The 18,373-nt window shown below is 41.8% G+C and carries 11 protein-coding genes, 2 tRNA genes and 2 rRNA genes; 6 read left to right on the top strand and 9 right to left on the bottom strand.

The window, feature by feature from the left end; all coding sequences use genetic code 11:
* The 4 genes from CZ809_RS20135 to CZ809_RS20120 all read left to right on the top strand — a co-directional run.
* Window positions 1–701 (top strand): 23S ribosomal RNA (locus tag CZ809_RS20135); the annotation flags it as partial.
* A 137-nt stretch (window positions 702–838) separates the two neighbouring features.
* Window positions 839–954, top strand: a 5S ribosomal RNA gene (rrf, locus tag CZ809_RS20130).
* Window positions 955–1,023: 69 nt separating this feature from the next.
* Window positions 1,024–1,100: transfer RNA gene (locus CZ809_RS20125), tRNA-Asp, on the top strand.
* Window positions 1,101–1,137: 37 nt separating this feature from the next.
* Window positions 1,138–1,214: transfer RNA gene (locus CZ809_RS20120), tRNA-Trp, on the top strand.
* Window positions 1,215–1,895: 681 nt separating this feature from the next.
* Here CZ809_RS20120 and CZ809_RS20115 read toward each other — a convergent pair.
* Both CZ809_RS20115 and ilvY read right to left on the bottom strand, forming a co-directional pair.
* Complete coding sequence (locus CZ809_RS20115; RefSeq protein ID WP_080159295.1) at window positions 1,896–3,101, bottom strand: NAD(P)-binding domain-containing protein; 1,206 nt, start codon at window positions 3,099–3,101, stop codon at window positions 1,896–1,898.
* A 56-nt stretch (window positions 3,102–3,157) separates the two neighbouring features.
* Window positions 3,158–4,027: an HTH-type transcriptional activator IlvY gene (gene ilvY / locus CZ809_RS20110; protein WP_080159297.1), complete on the bottom strand. Its 870-nt coding sequence runs from the start codon at window positions 4,025–4,027 to the stop codon at window positions 3,158–3,160.
* Window positions 4,028–4,163: 136 nt separating this feature from the next.
* Between ilvY and ilvC the strand changes: the two genes are divergently transcribed.
* Window positions 4,164–5,648, top strand: coding sequence for a ketol-acid reductoisomerase (gene ilvC / locus CZ809_RS20105; RefSeq protein ID WP_080159294.1), 1,485 nt, complete (start codon window positions 4,164–4,166; stop codon window positions 5,646–5,648).
* A 76-nt stretch (window positions 5,649–5,724) separates the two neighbouring features.
* Here ilvC and ubiK read toward each other — a convergent pair whose 3' ends face one another.
* The 6 genes from ubiK to CZ809_RS20075 all read right to left on the bottom strand — a co-directional run bounded on the left by ubiK (window position 5,725) and on the right by CZ809_RS20075 (window position 15,425).
* Window positions 5,725–5,994 carry a ubiquinone biosynthesis accessory factor UbiK gene (gene ubiK, locus CZ809_RS20100; protein ID WP_080159293.1) on the bottom strand — a complete coding sequence of 90 codons (270 nt, stop codon included), beginning with the start codon at window positions 5,992–5,994 and terminating at the stop codon, window positions 5,725–5,727.
* Window positions 5,995–6,099: 105 nt separating this feature from the next.
* Window positions 6,100–9,177, bottom strand: a complete 3,078-nt coding sequence (locus tag CZ809_RS20095) for a multidrug efflux RND transporter permease subunit (RefSeq protein ID WP_080159292.1) — start codon at window positions 9,175–9,177, stop codon at window positions 6,100–6,102.
* A 16-nt stretch (window positions 9,178–9,193) separates the two neighbouring features.
* Window positions 9,194–10,297 carry an efflux RND transporter periplasmic adaptor subunit gene (locus CZ809_RS20090; protein ID WP_080159291.1) on the bottom strand — a complete coding sequence of 368 codons (1,104 nt, stop codon included), beginning with the start codon at window positions 10,295–10,297 and terminating at the stop codon, window positions 9,194–9,196.
* Window positions 10,298–10,325: 28 nt separating this feature from the next.
* Window positions 10,326–10,892: a TetR/AcrR family transcriptional regulator gene (locus tag CZ809_RS20085; RefSeq protein WP_107277225.1), complete on the bottom strand. Its 567-nt coding sequence runs from the start codon at window positions 10,890–10,892 to the stop codon at window positions 10,326–10,328.
* A gap of 232 nt (window positions 10,893–11,124) precedes the next feature.
* A complete protein-coding gene (locus tag CZ809_RS20080; protein ID WP_080159290.1) occupies window positions 11,125–14,265 on the bottom strand; it encodes an efflux RND transporter permease subunit in 3,141 nt (1,046 codons plus the stop codon).
* 14 nt (window positions 14,266–14,279) lie between these two features.
* Complete coding sequence (locus tag CZ809_RS20075; RefSeq protein WP_080159289.1) at window positions 14,280–15,425, bottom strand: efflux RND transporter periplasmic adaptor subunit; 1,146 nt, start codon at window positions 15,423–15,425, stop codon at window positions 14,280–14,282.
* A gap of 309 nt (window positions 15,426–15,734) precedes the next feature.
* On the opposite strand from CZ809_RS20075, the gene rep reads away from it, so the two are divergent.
* Entirely contained in the window at window positions 15,735–17,750 is a 2,016-nt protein-coding gene (gene rep, locus CZ809_RS20070) for a DNA helicase Rep (RefSeq protein WP_080159288.1), read from the top strand.
* 124 nt (window positions 17,751–17,874) lie between these two features.
* Here rep and CZ809_RS20065 read toward each other — a convergent pair whose 3' ends face one another.
* A complete protein-coding gene (locus CZ809_RS20065) occupies window positions 17,875–18,285 on the bottom strand; it encodes a c-type cytochrome (RefSeq protein ID WP_080159287.1) in 411 nt (136 codons plus the stop codon).
* Window positions 18,286–18,373 lie beyond the last annotated feature (88 nt).

Here is an 18,373-nt window from a genome sequence, read left to right as displayed (position 1 = left end):
GACCCCTTATCGGGGTTACGGACAGTGCCTGGTGGGTAGTTTGACTGGGGCGGTCTCCTCCCAAAGAGTAACGGAGGAGCACGAAGGTGGGCTAATCACGGTCGGACATCGTGAGGTTAGTGCAATGGCATAAGCCCGCTTGACTGCGAGAATGACAATTCGAGCAGGTGCGAAAGCAGGTCATAGTGATCCGGTGGTTCTGAATGGAAGGGCCATCGCTCAACGGATAAAAGGTACTCCGGGGATAACAGGCTGATACCGCCCAAGAGTTCATATCGACGGCGGTGTTTGGCACCTCGATGTCGGCTCATCACATCCTGGGGCTGAAGTCGGTCCCAAGGGTATGGCTGTTCGCCATTTAAAGTGGTACGCGAGCTGGGTTTAGAACGTCGTGAGACAGTTCGGTCCCTATCTGCCGTGGGCGTTGGATGATTGAGAGGGGCTGCTCCTAGTACGAGAGGACCGGAGTGGACGAACCGCTGGTGTTCGGGTTGTATCGCCAGATGCATTGCCCGGTAGCTAAGTTCGGAATCGATAACCGCTGAAAGCATCTAAGCGGGAAGCGAGCCTCAAGATGAGTCATCCCTAGACCTTTAAGGTCTCTAAAGGGTTGTTGAAGACTACAACGTTGATAGGTCAGGTGTGTAAGTGCTGCGAGGCATTGAGCTAACTGATACTAATTGCCCGTGAGGCTTAACCATACAACACCCAAGGGGTTTTCCTTCTCATAAGAGAAGAGACGGACTCTACAAACGCTTGAATGCGTGTTGAGAACAACTAGTTAGATTTTCCCAGATTGCTATTTATTGTCATAAGACAATAAATAAACCAGAATTTGCTTGGCGACCATAGCGTTATGGACCCACCTGATCCCATGCCGAACTCAGTAGTGAAACGTAATAGCGCCGATGGTAGTGTGGGGTCTCCCCATGTGAGAGTAGGACATCGCCAGGCTTCAATTTCGTTTTTATCTTTTTATAAAGGTAGAGACAACAAGTTGCATTTATGCTGAATAGACACTGCGGAGTGGTAGTTCAGTTGGTTAGAATACCGGCCTGTCACGCCGGGGGTCGCGGGTTCGAGTCCCGTCCACTCCGCCATTTATTTAAGACACAGTTAAGTCTTTAAAATAACTACAGGGGTGTAGCTCCAACTGGCAGAGCAGCGGATTCCAAATCCGCGTGTTGGGAGTTCGAATCTCTCCACCCCTGCCATCTTCAAGAAAGCCTCGACAGCAATGTCGGGGCTTTTTTACGTCAATATAATTTAGGTGTAGCTCCAACTGGCAGAGCAGCGGATTCGCCATACCGAAAATCAGCGCGTGTTGGGCGTTTGAACCTCGTAATCCCTGCCATCTTCAAGAAAGCCTCGACAGTAATGTCGGGGCTTTTTTACGTCAATATAATTTAGGTGTAGCTCCAACTGGCAGAGCAGCGGATTCGCCATACCGAAAATCAGCGCGTGTTGGGCGTTTGAACCTCGTAATCCCTGCCATCTTCAAGAAAGCCTCGACAGTAATGTCGGGGCTTTTTTACGTTTGTATTATTAGCTCAAGTGGGTGCAGTGTTAACTGGTAGAGTAACGGGTTCGCTATACCGAAAATCAGCGCGTGTTGGGCGTTTGAACCTCGTAACCCCTGCCATCTTCAAGAAAGCCTCGACAGTAATGTCGGGGCTTTTTTACGTTTGTATTATTATGCTCGAGTGGGTGTAGTGTTAACTGGTAGAGCAACGGATTCGCTATACCGAAAATCAGCGCGTGTAGGGAGTTTGAACCTCGTAACTCCTGTTATATTCAAGAAAGCCTCGACAGTAATATCGGGGCTTTGTACGTTAAGCTTTACTATATGAAACGTTCTAATCTGTAGTGTGAGGTAGTGGGGGTTGTTTGTTATCTTATTGGTAATTATAGAAATGGGTTAACCATTGTTGGGCGATCATTTTTTCATCATCATCTGGCAATGCTTGAATTCCATCTGTAAACAGTTGTGGCTGATTTAATAACCGTAATCCTGCCAACATGTGTGCAGCCTCAAATAAATACAGTGTTGGGTCTCCCATCCCTGTTTTGAAAGGAGTATTAGCTGATTCACCACCAGCAAGCAGGTAAACACTAACGCCATGACGAGTTTGATATTCTTTTACAAGTTGATTGCTATTTACTTGAGTTAATACTCCTTGAGTAATGAGATCTGGAAGTCTGAGCTCATCATCGGCGGATGTTACTGTTGTAATGAAAATTGGTTGAGTTAGATGATCAAATATTTCGGCCGTTAATGCCCCATTTCCCGTACAACAGAAGATCATATTACATTGTTGTATTAGATGTTTAAGTGTACAAACTTGTACGCCATCGCGTGGAAATTGAGTGAGTCGGCGAGGATCTTGATCAAAGACGTGAATATTAGAAATATCTTTGTTTTGTAAATGTTTTATTATTCCTCTACCGAGATTACCAGCCCCGATGACCCCCATCCTTAAAAATCCGGCATTATTTATTTTAAGCCCAAATTCTTCACGTAAAATTTGATCTGAGTAATGAACGATACATTCCGAGGCTTCCGTATCTGCAGGGGTTTTAATACTTAAATGAGAAACGGTAACTAATGGTTTTTTTATATTTTTATTACAATATTTATATAATCCATTTGCGGTTAGCTCTGTAATACCTATTAATTGTTGTTGAAAGACATGACATAAATGTTCACTGGCATTGGCAAAGTAGCCACCGTGATCAAGTATTAAAAAAGGGCTATCTTGGGTGATATATTGGCGAATGAGAGTTTCACAATAGAGCGGATCACGTAACGATTCTTTATTATAACGTGGGTTTACCACTTTACAGTTAGCTATTTGGTTTATGGTTTGTAATAACGCAGGATTAGCATCTGCGGTTGCATTTTTGGGAATAAAAACCAGAGGGTGAGCTAATTGTGCTAATACATTAATGTACGGCAGAGAGCCTTCATAGCAATGCATGACAGAAAATATAACAAGGTTCGATGGAACGGCAGAATCTTGCGCAACGTTGTTTAAAAACTGATAACCACGTTTAGCATAAAAATCAGAACAATATGAATGCGTTAAAATTGCGTTAGTCATAAGGATATCCTTTCAATGCAATTGATTAGTGAAAGCAAGGCATAGACATAATAATGTTAAAATAATTGCAGTAGTGCTTTTAATACGTTTTCTTGATGGCGTGATTGTTTACAGCACAGTCCTAAACTTAATGGTGCAATAAATTCTGCTGGAAAACGCTGTACTTTATCATTCATAGGGCTGTTATTGATAACGACATCCGGTGCGATACCTATTCCACAGCCTAACGCAACCATACTAACGATGGCTTCATGGCCAGAAATTTGAGCATAAATAGGAGGGGTGATTTTCTTGTCTTTAAACCATGTATTCGCGCGAGATCTTGCGGGTCCCGACTCTGCGAGAATGAAAGGTAATGCTTGCCAATTAGGCCCGTTATTGAGTTGTTGTTGAATAGCAGGAGGGGGAATTGCGGGTGAAATCACTGACATTGGAATATGATCTAATTCGATATAGCTTAATTTTGCTGAAAGTTGTTCTGGCTTGGCGGTAATAGCGACATCAACTTCATCGTTAAGCACTTTATCAATCGCAAGAGCTGAGTCTCCTGTTAATAATTGAATTTCTATTTGTGGGTAACGTTGGCGAAATGCGGTCAATATTGACGGTAGGTGGCTATAACTTGCGGTGACGGAACAAAATATTTTCAGCTTCCCTTGTAGTAATGAACTATCACTGTTTAATTCTGTTTTGAGTGATAACCAATTGGAAATAATAGCAGAGGCGACAGGAATGAGTTTTTTTCCTGCCATTGTTATTTCAACGCTACGATTATCACGACAAAATAAACTCTGCCCTAATTCTTGTTCAAGGCGCTGAATGACACGGCTCAAGGCTGAGGGACTAATGTGCATCGCCTGCGCGGTTTGATGAAAACTCAGCGAATCACTTAAGTGAAGAAAAAGTTGCAAGTTTTTAATGTTCATTGGCTTATGTTGCATTGTTTGCAATTGATTGTTGTGAATATATCACTTTGCGCAACAATTTTCCTGATCTACTATCAATCTATTCGATAAATAAATATCGAACTAGGGATAAATATATTTCACGGAGTTTGTTGTTATGGCTAATTATTTCAATACCTTAAATTTGCGCCAGCAGTTAGATCAACTGGGTCGTTGTCGTTTTATGGATCGTGCAGAATTTGCTACTGAAGCTGATTACCTTAAAGGTAAAAAGGTGGTTATTGTCGGATGTGGTGCGCAAGGTTTAAACCAAGGTCTTAACATGCGAGATTCTGGGTTGAATGTGGCTTACGCTTTACGCCAAGTTGCGATTGATGAGCAACGTCCATCATTTAAAAATGCGCGTGATAATGGTTTTGAAGTAGGAAGTTATGAGCAACTGATTCCAGAGGCCGATTTAGTCGTTAATCTAACACCGGATAAGCAACACACAAACGTTGTTGAAACAGTGATGCCATTAATGAAGCATGGTGCAGCATTGGGGTATTCGCATGGTTTTAATATCGTTGAAGAAGGGATGCAAATTCGTAAAGACTTAACGGTTGTTATGGTTGCACCTAAATGTCCAGGCACGGAAGTGCGTGAAGAATATAAGCGTGGCTTTGGTGTACCAACCTTGATTGCTGTGCATCCTGAAAATGATCCCCAAGCTGATGGTCTTGAAATTGCTAAAGCATGGGCTGCTGCAACGGGAGGGCATCGTGCTGGAGTACTGGAGTCATCATTTGTTGCTGAAGTGAAATCAGATTTGATGGGTGAACAAACTATTCTTTGTGGCATGCTACAAGCGGGCTCGATTGTGTGTTATGAGAAAATGCTGGCTGATGGTATTGCACCTGATTATGCCGGTAAGTTGCTGCAATTTGGTTGGGAAACGATCACTGAAGCACTGAAGTTTGGTGGTGTGACACATATGATGGATCGCCTTTCAAATCCAGCAAAAGTAAAAGCTTTTGATCTATCAGAGCAATTAAAAGAATTGATGCGTCCGCTATATAACAAACATATGGATGATATTATCTCAGGTCACTTCTCTAGTACGATGATGGCTGACTGGGCTAACGATGACGCAGAGCTATTAGGTTGGCGTGGCGAGACCGCTGAAACACAATTTGAAAACTACCCAGTGTCAAACCTTCATATTTCAGAGCAAGAATACTTTGATAACGGTATTTTGATGGTTGCAATGGTGCGTGCAGGGGTTGAGCTTGCTTTTGAGGCGATGACAGCCTCAGGTATTATTGATGAGTCGGCCTATTATGAATCATTGCATGAGTTACCACTGATTGCCAATACGGTTGCACGTAAGCGTTTGTATGAGATGAATGTAGTGATCTCTGATACTGCTGAATATGGTAACTATTTGTTTGCTAATGTTGCGACACCGTTATTACGTGATCATTTTATGGCAACAGTAACCACGGATGTTATTGGTAAAGGTTTGGCGACAACAACAAATTTTGTTGATAATCAAAAGCTAATTGAAGTAAATGAAGCATTACGTAATCACCCTGTTGAAGTGATCGGTAAACAGCTACGAGGTTACATGAAAGATATGAAGCATATTGCTGTTGGTGGTTAATCTTCATTTAACATAGTAATTAAAAAAAAAGCCCAGTTTGATAAGAACTGGGCTTTTTTATTGGGGTCAGCGCGAATTAAGCGTCAGTACTGCTATTTTCGGCATTAAGCTTTGCTTCAAATGTTGCCATCTTTTGCTCAAGCTCTGTCAATTTTTGGCGAGTGCGTAATAGCACTTGTGTTTGCACATCAAATTCTTCACGAGTGACAACATCAAGCTTTCCTAATTGTGATTGGATTACCTGACGTACTTTTTGTTCAACGTCGTTGCCTAGATCTTTAACTGGTTTAGGCATTGCGTCTTGAATTTGTTTAGCTACTTGCTCAAGTTTCTTTGAATCGAACATGATCCGCTTACTCCGTTGCGAAAATCGTTATTAACTATTGTAATTGCGGTTGCGGTGAAAAGAAAAGGGCGCTGATGATTCAGCGCCCTTTTTTATTTCGGTGAATTAGAAGTGGTTGTCTAAACCATCGTCTTCTTCAACAAACACCGGTAACGGTTTATGCTCACTTGCCAAGAACGTATAAATAACGGGTAATACGAACAAGGTAAATAAGGTACCGATAGATAAACCAGCAACGATAACAATACCAATACTGAAACGTGATGCTGCACCAGCACCCGATGCATATAGTAGTGGTACTAAACCTGCAATCATTGCACATGTTGTCATTAGGATAGGGCGAAGACGGATCTTTGCGGCTTCCATAACAGCATCCATGCGGTTTTTACCGTGGTAGAGTTGTTCTTCTTTGGCGACTTCACAAATTAATATACCGTGTTTGGTTATCAAGCCTATGAGGGTTATCAAACCTATTTGCGAGTAAATATTCAATGTTGTCGCACCCCACGCGAGGGCAATCAGTGCACCACAAATTGCTAATGGCACCGAAACTAGGATAACTAATGGATCGCGTAGTGATTCAAATTGAATCGCAAGAACCAAGAAAATAATCGCTAGTGCTAGACCAAAGGTCGCATATAGTGCATTACCTTCAGTAACATACTGACGGCTTTCGCCTAAGTAGTCATGGCCATAGCCTTTTGGTAATACTTTAGCTGACTCGGTATTTAACCAGTTTACCGCTTCACCAATTGAGGTACCAGGGGCTAATACCGCACCAATGGTTGCCGCATTTTGTTGGTTAAAGCTTGGTAAGGTTGGTGGCGCTGGTGTCACTGTAATGGTGACTAAGCTACCTAATGGAATCAAATCACCGCTGCTGGTCTTAACGTAATAATTATTTAAATCTTTCGGATTAAAACGATTTTTACGCTCAACTTGTGGAATAACCTTATAAGAACGACCCAGAATATCAACACGGTTAATATCACCGCCGGCTAACATTGTGCTTAATGTATTACCAATGGCTTGCATGGTAACACCATAAGCACCAGCTTTATCTTTGTCGATATTAATGTTCATCGTTGCAGAGTCATACTTTAAGTCTAAATCTGAGTAAACGAACATTGGGTTATTTTTCACCTTAGTCAACATTTCTGCAGCCACTTGGTAGAGGCTCTTAAAGTTGTTCGGTGTGGTAATTACAAATTGTACTGGCAAACCAGAACCTGCACCTGGAAGGCTTGGCATTTGGAAAGCAGTAATTGCCATTTGGGGAATATTTTTGATTTTTTCAGTTACGTCATTTGCCACTTCAGTTTGGCTTTGATCGCGCTGACTCCATGGTTTTAATGTTGCCAGACCAAACGCTTGGTTAGCTGATGGAATACCTGAGAAGATCTGTGCATACTCAACACTTTTTTCTGCTGTTAATACTTTATTAACTTGATCCATGGTGTCTTGAATGAAATCAAGGTTGGCGTTTGCAGGTGCTGTACCCATAAATACCACTACACCATTATCTTCAGCAGGTGCTAATTCACTTGGAATAAATTTAAATAAGAACGGCAAACTGGCACAAGCACATAGAGCAAATACGATCACAACTGAACGCATATGCATGATGCCATTTAGCATTTTTTCATAACGTAACGTTAGTCGGTCAAGAAAGCCATGTACCATTAACTCAAATTTATTTGGCGCTTCATTTTCTTTAAGGAAGGTTGCACACATTACTGGTGATAATGTTAAGGCAATAATACCTGATATAAATACCGCACCCGCCAGCGTTAATGCAAACTCTTTAAATAATGAACCTGTAAGGCCACCCATTAATGCTATTGGCGCGTATACCGCACCTAAAGCAATGGTCATTGAAATTACGGGAATTGCGATTTCACGAGTACCAATAATGGCGGCTCTAAATGGCGTTTGGCCAAGTTTGATATGACGTTCAACGTTTTCCAAGACCACGATAGCATCATCGACCACCAAGCCGATTGCCAGTACCAGAGCCAGCAGTGTCATTAGGTTCCATGAGAAACCAAATAATTGCATGACTAGTGCAACACCAATCAGTGATAGTGGAATGGTGATGATCGGAATAATTACTGAGCGTAGAGAACCGATAAACAGGGCAATAACCACTAATACAATTAATGCTGCTTCAAGAATGGTTTTAATCACTTCATGAATCGAGTCATTAATCGCAATCGTTGAGTCATACATTACCGTCATTTTGATGGTACTTGGCATGTTACGTTCAATCGTTGGTAACAGCTCACGCACGTCTTTAGCGATATTGATTGGGTTAGCACTTGGTGCCGCTTCAATCGCACCTACAACGGCTTCTTGACCATTTGCGGTTGCACGGTAGCTATCACTGCTGCGTGATAATGTTACTTTTGCAATATCCCCTAAACGAATCACTTGACCGTTATTACTTGAAACAACAAGTTTTTCTAATGTTTCAGGGCTATTTGATTGTGTGTTAGCACTGCCGTTATACAACACGAAATCATTGTTGGCTTGACCAACTGCAGATTGGTAGTTGTTTGCTTGTAATACATGAGTCACATCACTAGCAGATAAGTTAAACGCTGCCATTTTTTGTGGATCAAGCCATACACGTAATGCAAACGGTACACCGCCGTACATATCTACTTTTGCCACACCACCTACCGTAAATAATTGCGGTTTTACTACACGTTCAATGTAGTCGGTGATTTGGCTTGAGCTTAATGTTTTACTGGTAAAGCCAAGATAAAGTACCCCGGTACCACCACCCGTAGAGAGTGAAATGGTTGGATCTTGTGTATCTTGTGGTAATTGAGCTCGCACCGAGTTTACTTTGGCGAGAATATCCGCCAAGGCTGCGTTCGGATTGGTGTTCAATTTCATCTGTACGGTGATCGTCGACATACCCATAATACTTTGAGCAGTGATGTAGTCGATGTTATCCGCTTGAGCAATTGCTTGTTCCAGAGGCTGGGTGATAAAACCTTGAATAAGGTCAGCACTGGCACCGTAATAAGCCGTACTAATGGTTACTACAGTATTCGTCATGTCCGGATACTGCCGAACCTGCATTTTGAAAATCGCCTGTAGGCCTAGCAATGCGATCATTAAACTGATCGAAATTGCTAGTACCGGGCGTCTGATGAATATATCAGTAAAGCGCATCCTGAGTGTTCTCCAGTTACAGCAATGGGATTTCAGCAGGAGCCTTCAGTGCGTCATTTTCAACGATATGCACTAATGACTTGTTGCTAAGACGAATTTGACCGCTAGTCACGATCTGCTCTCCAGCTTTTAAGCCTGAAAGAATTCGTACTTGGTTACCTTTGTTTAAACCTGTTGTTACAACAGTTTGCATGGCGCGTAATTTGCCATCAACGGTACGTAGTACATACACGGTGTCGCCGTAAAGGGTGTAAGTTATTGCTGTTTGAGGCACAACAATTTGATCGGCAATGATAGGTTGGATCACACGTGCACGTGCAAACATACCACTACGTAACATGCCGCCGCTGTTAGGAATATCAGCTTGTACCTGAATTAAGCCTGTCTGAGCATTAACAGCCGGTTCAATCGCAGTAATTTGGCCTTTAAAATCAGTGTTTTTGTAAGCATCAATGTTGATATCAACAGCTTGACCGATTTTAATTTTAGAAATATCCGTTTGTGGCACAGTGAAGCGGAAACGCATGGTGGTTGTGTCTTCTAAACGAATGATTTTTGTGCCGGGCTGAATGTATTGGCCTAAGTACACATTACGTAAACCAATTTCACCCGCAAAAGGTGCGCTGATATTACGACGTTGAATTGATTCTTGTAATGATTTGATTTGAGCGACTAACGCAAGGTAGTTAGCTTTTGCTTCATCAAGGCTAGATTTTGATACAGAGCCTTTACGATAAAGATCTTTATAGCGTTGGTACGATGCTTGTACCGCCGGTAGTTTTGCTTCTGTACTTTGTAAGCTAGATTGTTCAACGTTTGAATTAATTGAAACCAGTAGTTGGCCCGCTTTTACCTTTTGGCCTGATTCAAAATTAATCTTGCTGATCACACCCGCGGCTTCCGATGTTAAAGTAACACCTTGCATAGGTTCAATAAAACCAATGGCTTGCAGTGAAGGGTGCCAGTCTTCAGCTTTGGTTGTGGTAGCCGTAACCGGATAGTTGGCTTCAGGCATATTTGCCATATACTCAGCTATTTTGTGTTCTTTAAAAAGATTGAAACCAATTACGCTTCCAAATAACAGAAGGGCAATAAGTAACATCACGATCCATTTTTTCATTGTAAGGAGTGCTCCGGAATATACAATATTAATGCTGAATAATGGCGTCCCAAGAGGCCTCAATAGCAGCATTAAGCTCGCTATCGGTGATCTCTAATCCACCATTGATTTTTTGACGAGCTAAATAACAACTCGTTTCTAAGCTAAGTGTACTTAAAATTTCATTCTTAAGCGGTTTAAATAACAGACAGGCTTTACCTTCATCAAACATTTGATTGACACAGCTAAATAGTTGTTTTTTTAGCGCTTTTTTTTCGTAAGAATTGTCTCGAGGCAGGTGTTGAAATTGCCCTTGATTAATCAATGGTGCCTCACCATTAACAGACATATGCCACAGGTTTAGCCACATCGTACGGTAGCGCTGTTTGAGTGACATGCTATCGTTAATATTACGGCTAATTCTTTTCGCGATATAACCTAAAATATGCTCGTGGAGTTGATGCAGTAAGTCATTTTTATCATTGAAATAGCGATAAATAGTGCCGGTTGCAACTTGGGCTTCTTTGGCAACCATTTGCATGGATAGTCCATGAAAACCATGGGTTGCTAATAGCTTTTCAGTTGCGACTAATATTCGCTCTTTTTTGTCGGTCATCGTGGTTTATATTCAATACAGTTAGTATGAATGAATGTTCATTCAGCGCTATTGTAGAATTTGATTATTGATTCGCAAGCCTTATTTACGGTTTTATATTATTAATTTTAATGGCTAGGTATTTGAGGTGAGGTTTATTTGGTGGAGTATGATGAAGAGTAACAATGAAAAAACGAAAAAAAGCCCATATCAAAATAGACATGGGCTTTAATGTTAGTTGTTGCTTAGATTATTAGTGCTGCTTTGTCGGTGGCGTATCATCAGTAGTTGATTTGTCTTTGCCACGACTAAAGATACGTTCTACTACCACGAAGAAAATCGGAATAAAGAAAATACCTAAGAATGTCGAGCTTAACATACCACCAAGTACCGCGGTACCAATGGCATTCTTACCACCTGAACCTACACCAGTACTGATTGCTAGAGGTACAACACCAAGACCAAAGGCCAGTGATGTCATAATAATTGGACGCAGACGAACACGTACGGCGTGCAATGTTGCCTCCACCAATCCAGCCCCTTTTTCGTAATATTCTTTGGCAAATTCTACGATCAGGATGGCGTTTTTAGTCGCCAGACCTACCGTTGTTAAGAGTCCCACTTGGAAGAAAACATCGTTCGGCATACCACGACCATTCATCGCTAATAGTGCACCGATAATGCCGAGCGGCACGACTAATACCACCGCAAAAGGTACTGACCAACTTTCATAAAGCGCTGCCAGAACTAAGAACACCACCAAGATAGATAACGTATATAGCATTGGTGCTTGGTTACCCGATAGGCGTTCTTCATAGGACAAGCCATTCCACTCAACACCAAAGCCTGGTGGTAATTTCTTCACCATCGCTTCAATGTCGAGCATTGCTTGACCAGTACTGTAGCCCTTAACAACACCACCTTGAATGTTAACTGCAGGAGTGGCATTAAAACGCTCTAAACGTGGTGAAGCATATTGCCAGTCACCTGTTGCAAAGGCTGAGAATGGTACCATTTCACCTTGGTTATTTCGGACATACCAAGTATCAAGATCACCAGGCTTCATACGGAAGTCTGCATCACCTTGAACGAAGACTTTTTTCACTCGTCCGCGGTCGATGAAGTCGTTAACGTATGAACTACCCCATGCGGTACTCAGTACTTGGTTTACTGATTGAATATCAATACCCAAAGCACGGATCTTAGCTTGGTCGATAGAGATTTGGTACATCGGTGCATCTTCTTGACCATTAGGACGAACCCCGACTAAATTCGGGTTTTCAGACGCTAATTTAAGTAATTGGTTACGGGCTGCAATCAGTTTGTCATGCCCTTGACCACTACGATCTTGAAGATAAAAATCAAAGCCGCTGGCAGTACCTAATTCAACTACTGCTGGTGGCGCGAATGAGAATACCATTGCATTTTTGATATGTTGGAAGTAGGCCATTGAGCGATTTGCTATCGACTTTACATCCATGCCGGGTAGTTGACGATCTGACCAATCTTTGAGACTGATAAATGCCATACCCATGTTTTGGCCACTACCCGCAAAACTAAATCCAGAGACACTAAACACACTGGCTACGGCGTCTTTTTCTTGATTTAGGTAGAAGTCAGAAACTTTATCCATCACTTCTTGGGTTTGTTCTTGAGTTGAGTTAACGGGCAATATTGCCTGACTGAACAAAATACCCTGATCTTCATCAGGTAAGAATGATGTTGGCATACGGGTGAACATCCAGCCAACCGCAACGGTTAGGCCAAGGAAAATCAGCATCACACGAATTGAGCGCTTGATCATTGCTGCAACGCTAGATTCATAGCGGCTAGTTAACTTATCAAAAGTGCGGTTGAACCAACCAAAGAAGCCTTTTTCATTACTGCCATGCTCAACAGGTTTAAGCATAGTGGCACATAGTGCAGGGGTAAGGATCATTGCCACCAATACTGATAGTGCCATTGCCGTTACAATGGTTATCGAGAATTGACGATAAATAACACCCGTAGAACCAGACATAAATGCCATTGGTACAAATACTGCTGAAAGGGTTAATGCAATACCAACCAAAGCGCCAGTAATTTGATCCATCGATTTTCGTGTAGCTTCAACGGCATTTAAGCCTTCTTCATGCATAACACGTTCGACGTTTTCCACCACCACTATCGCATCATCAACCAGCAAGCCAATGGCCAGTACCATAGCAAACATGGTGAGGGTGTTGATGGAAAAGCCTGCCAATGACAGCACCGCAAAAGTACCAAGTAATACTACTGGTACGGCGATGGTTGGAATCAAGGTTGCTCTGAAGTTCTGTAAGAAGAGGTACATGATGATAAACACCAATGCTACTGCTTCAAATAACGTATGTACTACACCTTCAATTGATTTCTCAACAAATGGTGTGGTGTCGTAAGGGTAAACGGCAGTTAACCCTTCAGGGAAGAAAGGTTTTAATTCTTCAACTTTGGCTTTTACGGCTTCAGCTGTTGCAAGTGCGTTTGCGCCTGTAGCTAGTTTAATACCTAGACCACTGGCTTGTTTGCCGTTATAAAATACCTGTACTGAATAATCTTCAGCGCCAAGCTCAACCCGTGCAACATCACTTAAATGTACTTTTGCACCGGAAGAATCCGATTTAACAATAATGTTCTTAAACTGTTCAGGGGTTTTTAAACGACTTTGTGCGGATACGGTTGCGTTAAGCTCTTGACCTGGTAGTGATGGCGATGCACCAAGTTGACCAGCAGAGATCTGCGCATTTTGCTCTTTGATTGCCGCAATGACATCAATACTTGTGAGGTTGTATTTTGTTAGTTTAAGCGGATCGAGCCAAATACGCATTGCATATTGCGCACCAAAAGCTTGGATTTCACCTACACCGGCAACACGACTCATTGGATCTGACACATTGGAACTGATGTAGTCCGAAATGTCATTTTTATCCATTGAACCATCTTCTGAATAGAATCCGACCACCATCAGAAAGCTTGAGCTTGATTTGTTAACCTTAACACCTTGTTGCTGTACTTCCATCGGTAGTAGTGGCAACGCTGATTGCAATTTATTTTGCACTTGTACCTGAGCGATATCAGGGTCAGCTTCAGCATTAAAGGTTAGGGTTATCTGAGTGTTACCAAAACTGTCACTGGTTGATGACAAGTAGCGCAGGTGATCGATACCTGTCATACGTTGTTCGATAACCTGCGTTACCGTATCTTCCATGGTTTTGGCGTTAGCACCTGGGTAGTTTGCACTGATTACAACCGTTGGTGGCGCAATGCTAGGATATTGAGATACTGGCAGTTTTAAAATGGATAACACACCAGCTAGCATTACAATTATAGCGATCACCCATGCAAAAATAGGGCGATCGATAAAGAAACGAGCCATAGTTTATTCCCTATTTATTGTGACTGATTGACTGTTATTGGTGTTGGTTCAACTACAGCCCCCGGGCGGATTTTCTGTAAGCCATCCACAATAACTTGGTCGCCATCTTTAAGCCCGCTAGTAATACGCCATTGATGATCAATTGCTTCTGCTGTGGTCACCATGCGTGATTCAACTTTATTTTCTGCACCAACAACCATAGTAGTGGCTTGGCCTTTACTGTTACGTGTAATGGCTTTTTGTGGGACCAAAATTGCTTTAGGGTCGGTTCCTGTGTTTAGGACTGCACGAACATACATTCCTGGCAATAACACGCCATCTGGATTGGGGAATTCAGCACGTAGCGTAACTGAGCCTGTGTTAGGGTCGACATTCACTTCAGCAAACTGTAGCTTGCCGTGATGAGAGTAAACGGTACCATCTTCAAGGATTAACTCGACGTCAGCATTATCACTGGCTTTTAGTTCGCCTTGCTTTAACGCAGACTTCAAGCGTAATAGCTGAGTACTTGATTGCGCGATATCAACATTGATGGGATCGAGTTGTTGAATAGTGGCTAATACTTGCGCTTGGCCAGCACTGACTAATGCACCTGGTGTTACTGATGATTGACCAATACGACCCGCAATTGGTGCTCTAACTTTGGTATAATTAAGATCTATCTTCGCTTTGTTAACACTGGCTTTCGCAACTTCAATGCCAGCAAGAGCGACTTTGTATTTTGCTTTGTTATCATCATAGGTTTGTTTACTGATCGCGCCACGGTTAACCAATGTTTGGCTACGTTTAGCAAGTGCTTGAGCTGAATCTAGGTTTGCTTGTGCCTGAGCTAAACTTGCTTTAGCGCTGAGGTAAGCGGCGTTATAAGGGGCAGAGTCAATGCTATACAATGATTCTCCTTTACGTACATCGCCGCCTTCGGTAAAGCTACGCTCAGTAATAATACCTGATACTTGCGGACGAACCTCTGCTTCAAGATAAGCTTTACTACGACCAGGGAGTTCGATATGGATAGCTTGTGGATGAGAACTGACAATAATTGTATCTACAGGTACACTTTTTGCAGCTTGTTGCTGTTGGTCTTTGGATGTGTTTTGGTCACAAGCTGATATCCCTAGCGTTAAGCTGATAATAGTAGCAATAGCTGCGATTTTCCGCATGAAATCTCCTAAATTTAAGCAATATAATTACTGTTAAATATATATTTAATTATTTAACAGTAATGTAACGGTTATTTGCTGTTTTGTAATCAACATTTAATCTGATTTAGAATTGAGTTCTATTTGCTCTGATTTATTTTAGACCTTATTTAATAAATTTATTCTAAATCTACTATTTAAGTTGTGTTAAATAATGAAATTGCAACAAATGTTGATGAATGGTGAAAGCACTATTCCATGTAAAGTGAATAGATTTGTAATTAAAGCGCGTCAACATGCGCCCAATTTTTAATGACGTCAGGATAACGAATGAAACTGAACCCAAGGCAAACAGAAGCAGTAAAATACGTTTCCGGGCCGTGCTTAGTCTTGGCTGGTGCCGGCTCTGGCAAAACACGTGTTATTACCAATAAAATCGCTTACTTAGTTCAGAAGTGTGACTATAAAGCACGGAATATCGCTGCGTTAACGTTTACCAATAAAGCCGCCCGTGAAATGAAAGAACGTGTTGGTCAAACATTAGGTCGTCAAGAGTCCAAAGGGTTGATGGTGTCAACTTTCCATACCTTGGGACTTAATATTGTGCGTCGTGAGTGTAAATATTTGGGTTTAAAGGCCAATTTTTCATTGTTTGACGATCAGGATCAGATGGCATTATTGAAAGAATTGACCGAAGAAGAGCTCGATGGCGATAAAGATTTATTAAAGCAATTACAGTCAACGATTTCTAATTGGAAAAATGACATGTTATCGCCAGTTGATGCCGCTGGCCGAGCACAATCTGAACGTGATCAATTGTTTGCCCATTGCTATGAAATGTATCAACGTCAAATGAAAGCTTATAACGCCCTTGATTTTGATGATCTTATTTTAATGCCAGTGTTGTTGCTTCGTGATAATCAAGACGTACGTCAGCGGTGGCAAAATCGTATTCGTTATTTGCTGGTGGATGAGTATCAAGATACCAATACCAGCCAATATCTATTTGTGAAGTTATTGGTTGGCGAACGAGCGCGATTTACTGTGGTCGGTGATGATGATCAGTCTATCTATTCGTGGCGTGGCGCTCAGCCTGAAAATTTAGCCTTACTTAATAAAGATTTTCCCAATCTGAAAGTAGTCAAGCTTGAGCAAAATTACCGTTCGACCAGTCGTATTCTGCGAACTGCCAATATTCTTATTGCAAATAATCCGCACTTATTTGAAAAAGCACTTTTTTCTGCGATCCCGGATGGGGCAATGCTGAAAGTGCTCACGGCTAAAAATGAAGAGCATGAAGCTGAAAAAGTCGTTGGTGAATTGATCGCACATCGATTTATGAATAACACCGCTTATAAAGATTATGCGATTTTATATCGCGGTAATCATCAGTCACGGTTATTTGAAAAAGCACTGATGCAAAACCGTATACCATATAAAATTTCTGGTGGAACATCGTTTTTCTCGCGGGTTGAAATTAAAGATATGATGGCATATTTGCGAGTACTAACTAACCCCGATGACGATAATGCTTTTCTACGAATAGTGAATACACCTCGCCGTGAAATTGGTCCGGTTACGCTTGAGAAGCTGGGAACATACGCCAATATGCGTGGTAAAAGTTTATTTGAAGCCAGTTTTGAAATGGGATTAGAACAACATTTATCAGGACGAGGTTTAGAAGCTTTGCAACGTTTTACGCATTGGGTTAATCAGTTAGCCGATAATGCAGAACGTGGCGATACCGTTGCTGCTGTACGTCAATTAGTGCGTGATATTCATTATGAAGATTGGTTATACGAAACATCAGCCAGTCCTAAAGCTGCTGAAATGCGCATGAAAAACGTCTCTGATTTATACAGTTGGATCACCGCTGATTTAGAAGGTGATAACTATGATAAAGAGATCAAAACCCTTAAAGAGGTGGTGCAACGATTAACTTTGCGCGACATGATGGAGCGCGGTGAAGATAATGACGACGCAGATCAAGTGCAATTAATGACGCTACATGCTTCAAAAGGATTAGAATTTCCGTATGTGTTCTTAATCGGTACTGAAGAAGGTATTTTGCCACATCAAACCAGTATTGATGAAGACAACGTTGATGAAGAACGTCGATTGGCATATGTTGGGATCACGCGTGCGCAGCGGGAACTTACTTTCACGTTATGTAAAGAACGTCGTCAGTATGGTGAACTAATCAAACCAGAGCCAAGTCGTTTCTTATACGAGTTACCCCAAGATGACTTAGAGTGGGAAAGTGAACGTAAACCCGTTACGGCAGAAGAACGCATGCAAAAAGGCCAAGCCCACATTGCGAATATTCGAAATCTATTTAAGAAATAACCTCTAATACAGGCTTACTTTATACCGGATACCGGTTGTTTATATAAAAGAGAGAGGGAGCGATTCCCTTCTCTTTTATTTTCTAATACATTGACTAGATAAAACCGAATAAGGCGATGTCGTTTTAGTTAGGTTTAATCATATAGTTGATGGCTGCAATAATTTCATCATCACTACAATCCATACAGGTACCTTTTGCTGGCATGGCATTGAAACCTTCAATAGCATGCTTAGCGAGTACGGCATCACCTTGGCTTACACGAGCCGCCCAATCATCAGCATTGCCTTTTTTCGGTGCGCCCATCAACCCTGAATTATGACAAGAAGCACAGTATTGGTCGTAAACTGCTTGGCCTGTTCGTGCGGGGGTTGTCGTTACAACGACTACGGGAGCCGTTCCTTCTAGGTGTACATTGCCAACAGGCTTGGTTCGATCATTGATTGCTGAAACTGACATGTCAGCAGCAATGGTGGTGGTTGAGAAAAAGAGCAGAGTACAAAGAGCGATTAGCCATAGTCGTAACGATAAATCCATTTTTTCACCTTTTGCTACGTCCTGTTATTTAAGGAAAGGTCATTCATGATGACGATGTGTTATTTTTTATGTGCAATTGTGGATACAT

Origin of the sequence: Photobacterium piscicola (genome assembly GCF_900166965.1) — a bacterium.
Taxonomy (GTDB): Bacteria; Pseudomonadota; Gammaproteobacteria; order Enterobacterales; family Vibrionaceae; genus Photobacterium; species Photobacterium piscicola.
Note: the sequence above shows the minus strand (reverse complement) of the source record. Positions and strands in the feature narration are given on the sequence as shown.

Excerpts from the sequence above, each read along its gene's own strand:
- CZ809_RS20115 (WP_080159295.1), bottom strand. The coding sequence starts at position 3,101 with ATGACTAACGCAATTTTAACGCATTCATATTGTTCTGATTTTTATGCT.
- ilvY (WP_080159297.1), bottom strand. The coding sequence starts at position 4,027 with ATGAACATTAAAAACTTGCAACTTTTTCTTCACTTAAGTGATTCGCTG.
- ilvC (WP_080159294.1), top strand. The coding sequence starts at position 4,164 with ATGGCTAATTATTTCAATACCTTAAATTTGCGCCAGCAGTTAGATCAA.
- ubiK (WP_080159293.1), bottom strand. The coding sequence starts at position 5,994 with ATGTTCGATTCAAAGAAACTTGAGCAAGTAGCTAAACAAATTCAAGAC.
- CZ809_RS20095 (WP_080159292.1), bottom strand. The coding sequence starts at position 9,177 with ATGCGCTTTACTGATATATTCATCAGACGCCCGGTACTAGCAATTTCG.
- CZ809_RS20090 (WP_080159291.1), bottom strand. The coding sequence starts at position 10,297 with ATGAAAAAATGGATCGTGATGTTACTTATTGCCCTTCTGTTATTTGGA.
- CZ809_RS20085 (WP_107277225.1), bottom strand. The coding sequence starts at position 10,892 with ATGACCGACAAAAAAGAGCGAATATTAGTCGCAACTGAAAAGCTATTA.
- CZ809_RS20080 (WP_080159290.1), bottom strand. The coding sequence starts at position 14,265 with ATGGCTCGTTTCTTTATCGATCGCCCTATTTTTGCATGGGTGATCGCT.
- CZ809_RS20075 (WP_080159289.1), bottom strand. The coding sequence starts at position 15,425 with ATGCGGAAAATCGCAGCTATTGCTACTATTATCAGCTTAACGCTAGGG.
- rep (WP_080159288.1), top strand. The coding sequence starts at position 15,735 with ATGAAACTGAACCCAAGGCAAACAGAAGCAGTAAAATACGTTTCCGGG.
- CZ809_RS20065 (WP_080159287.1), bottom strand. The coding sequence starts at position 18,285 with ATGGATTTATCGTTACGACTATGGCTAATCGCTCTTTGTACTCTGCTC.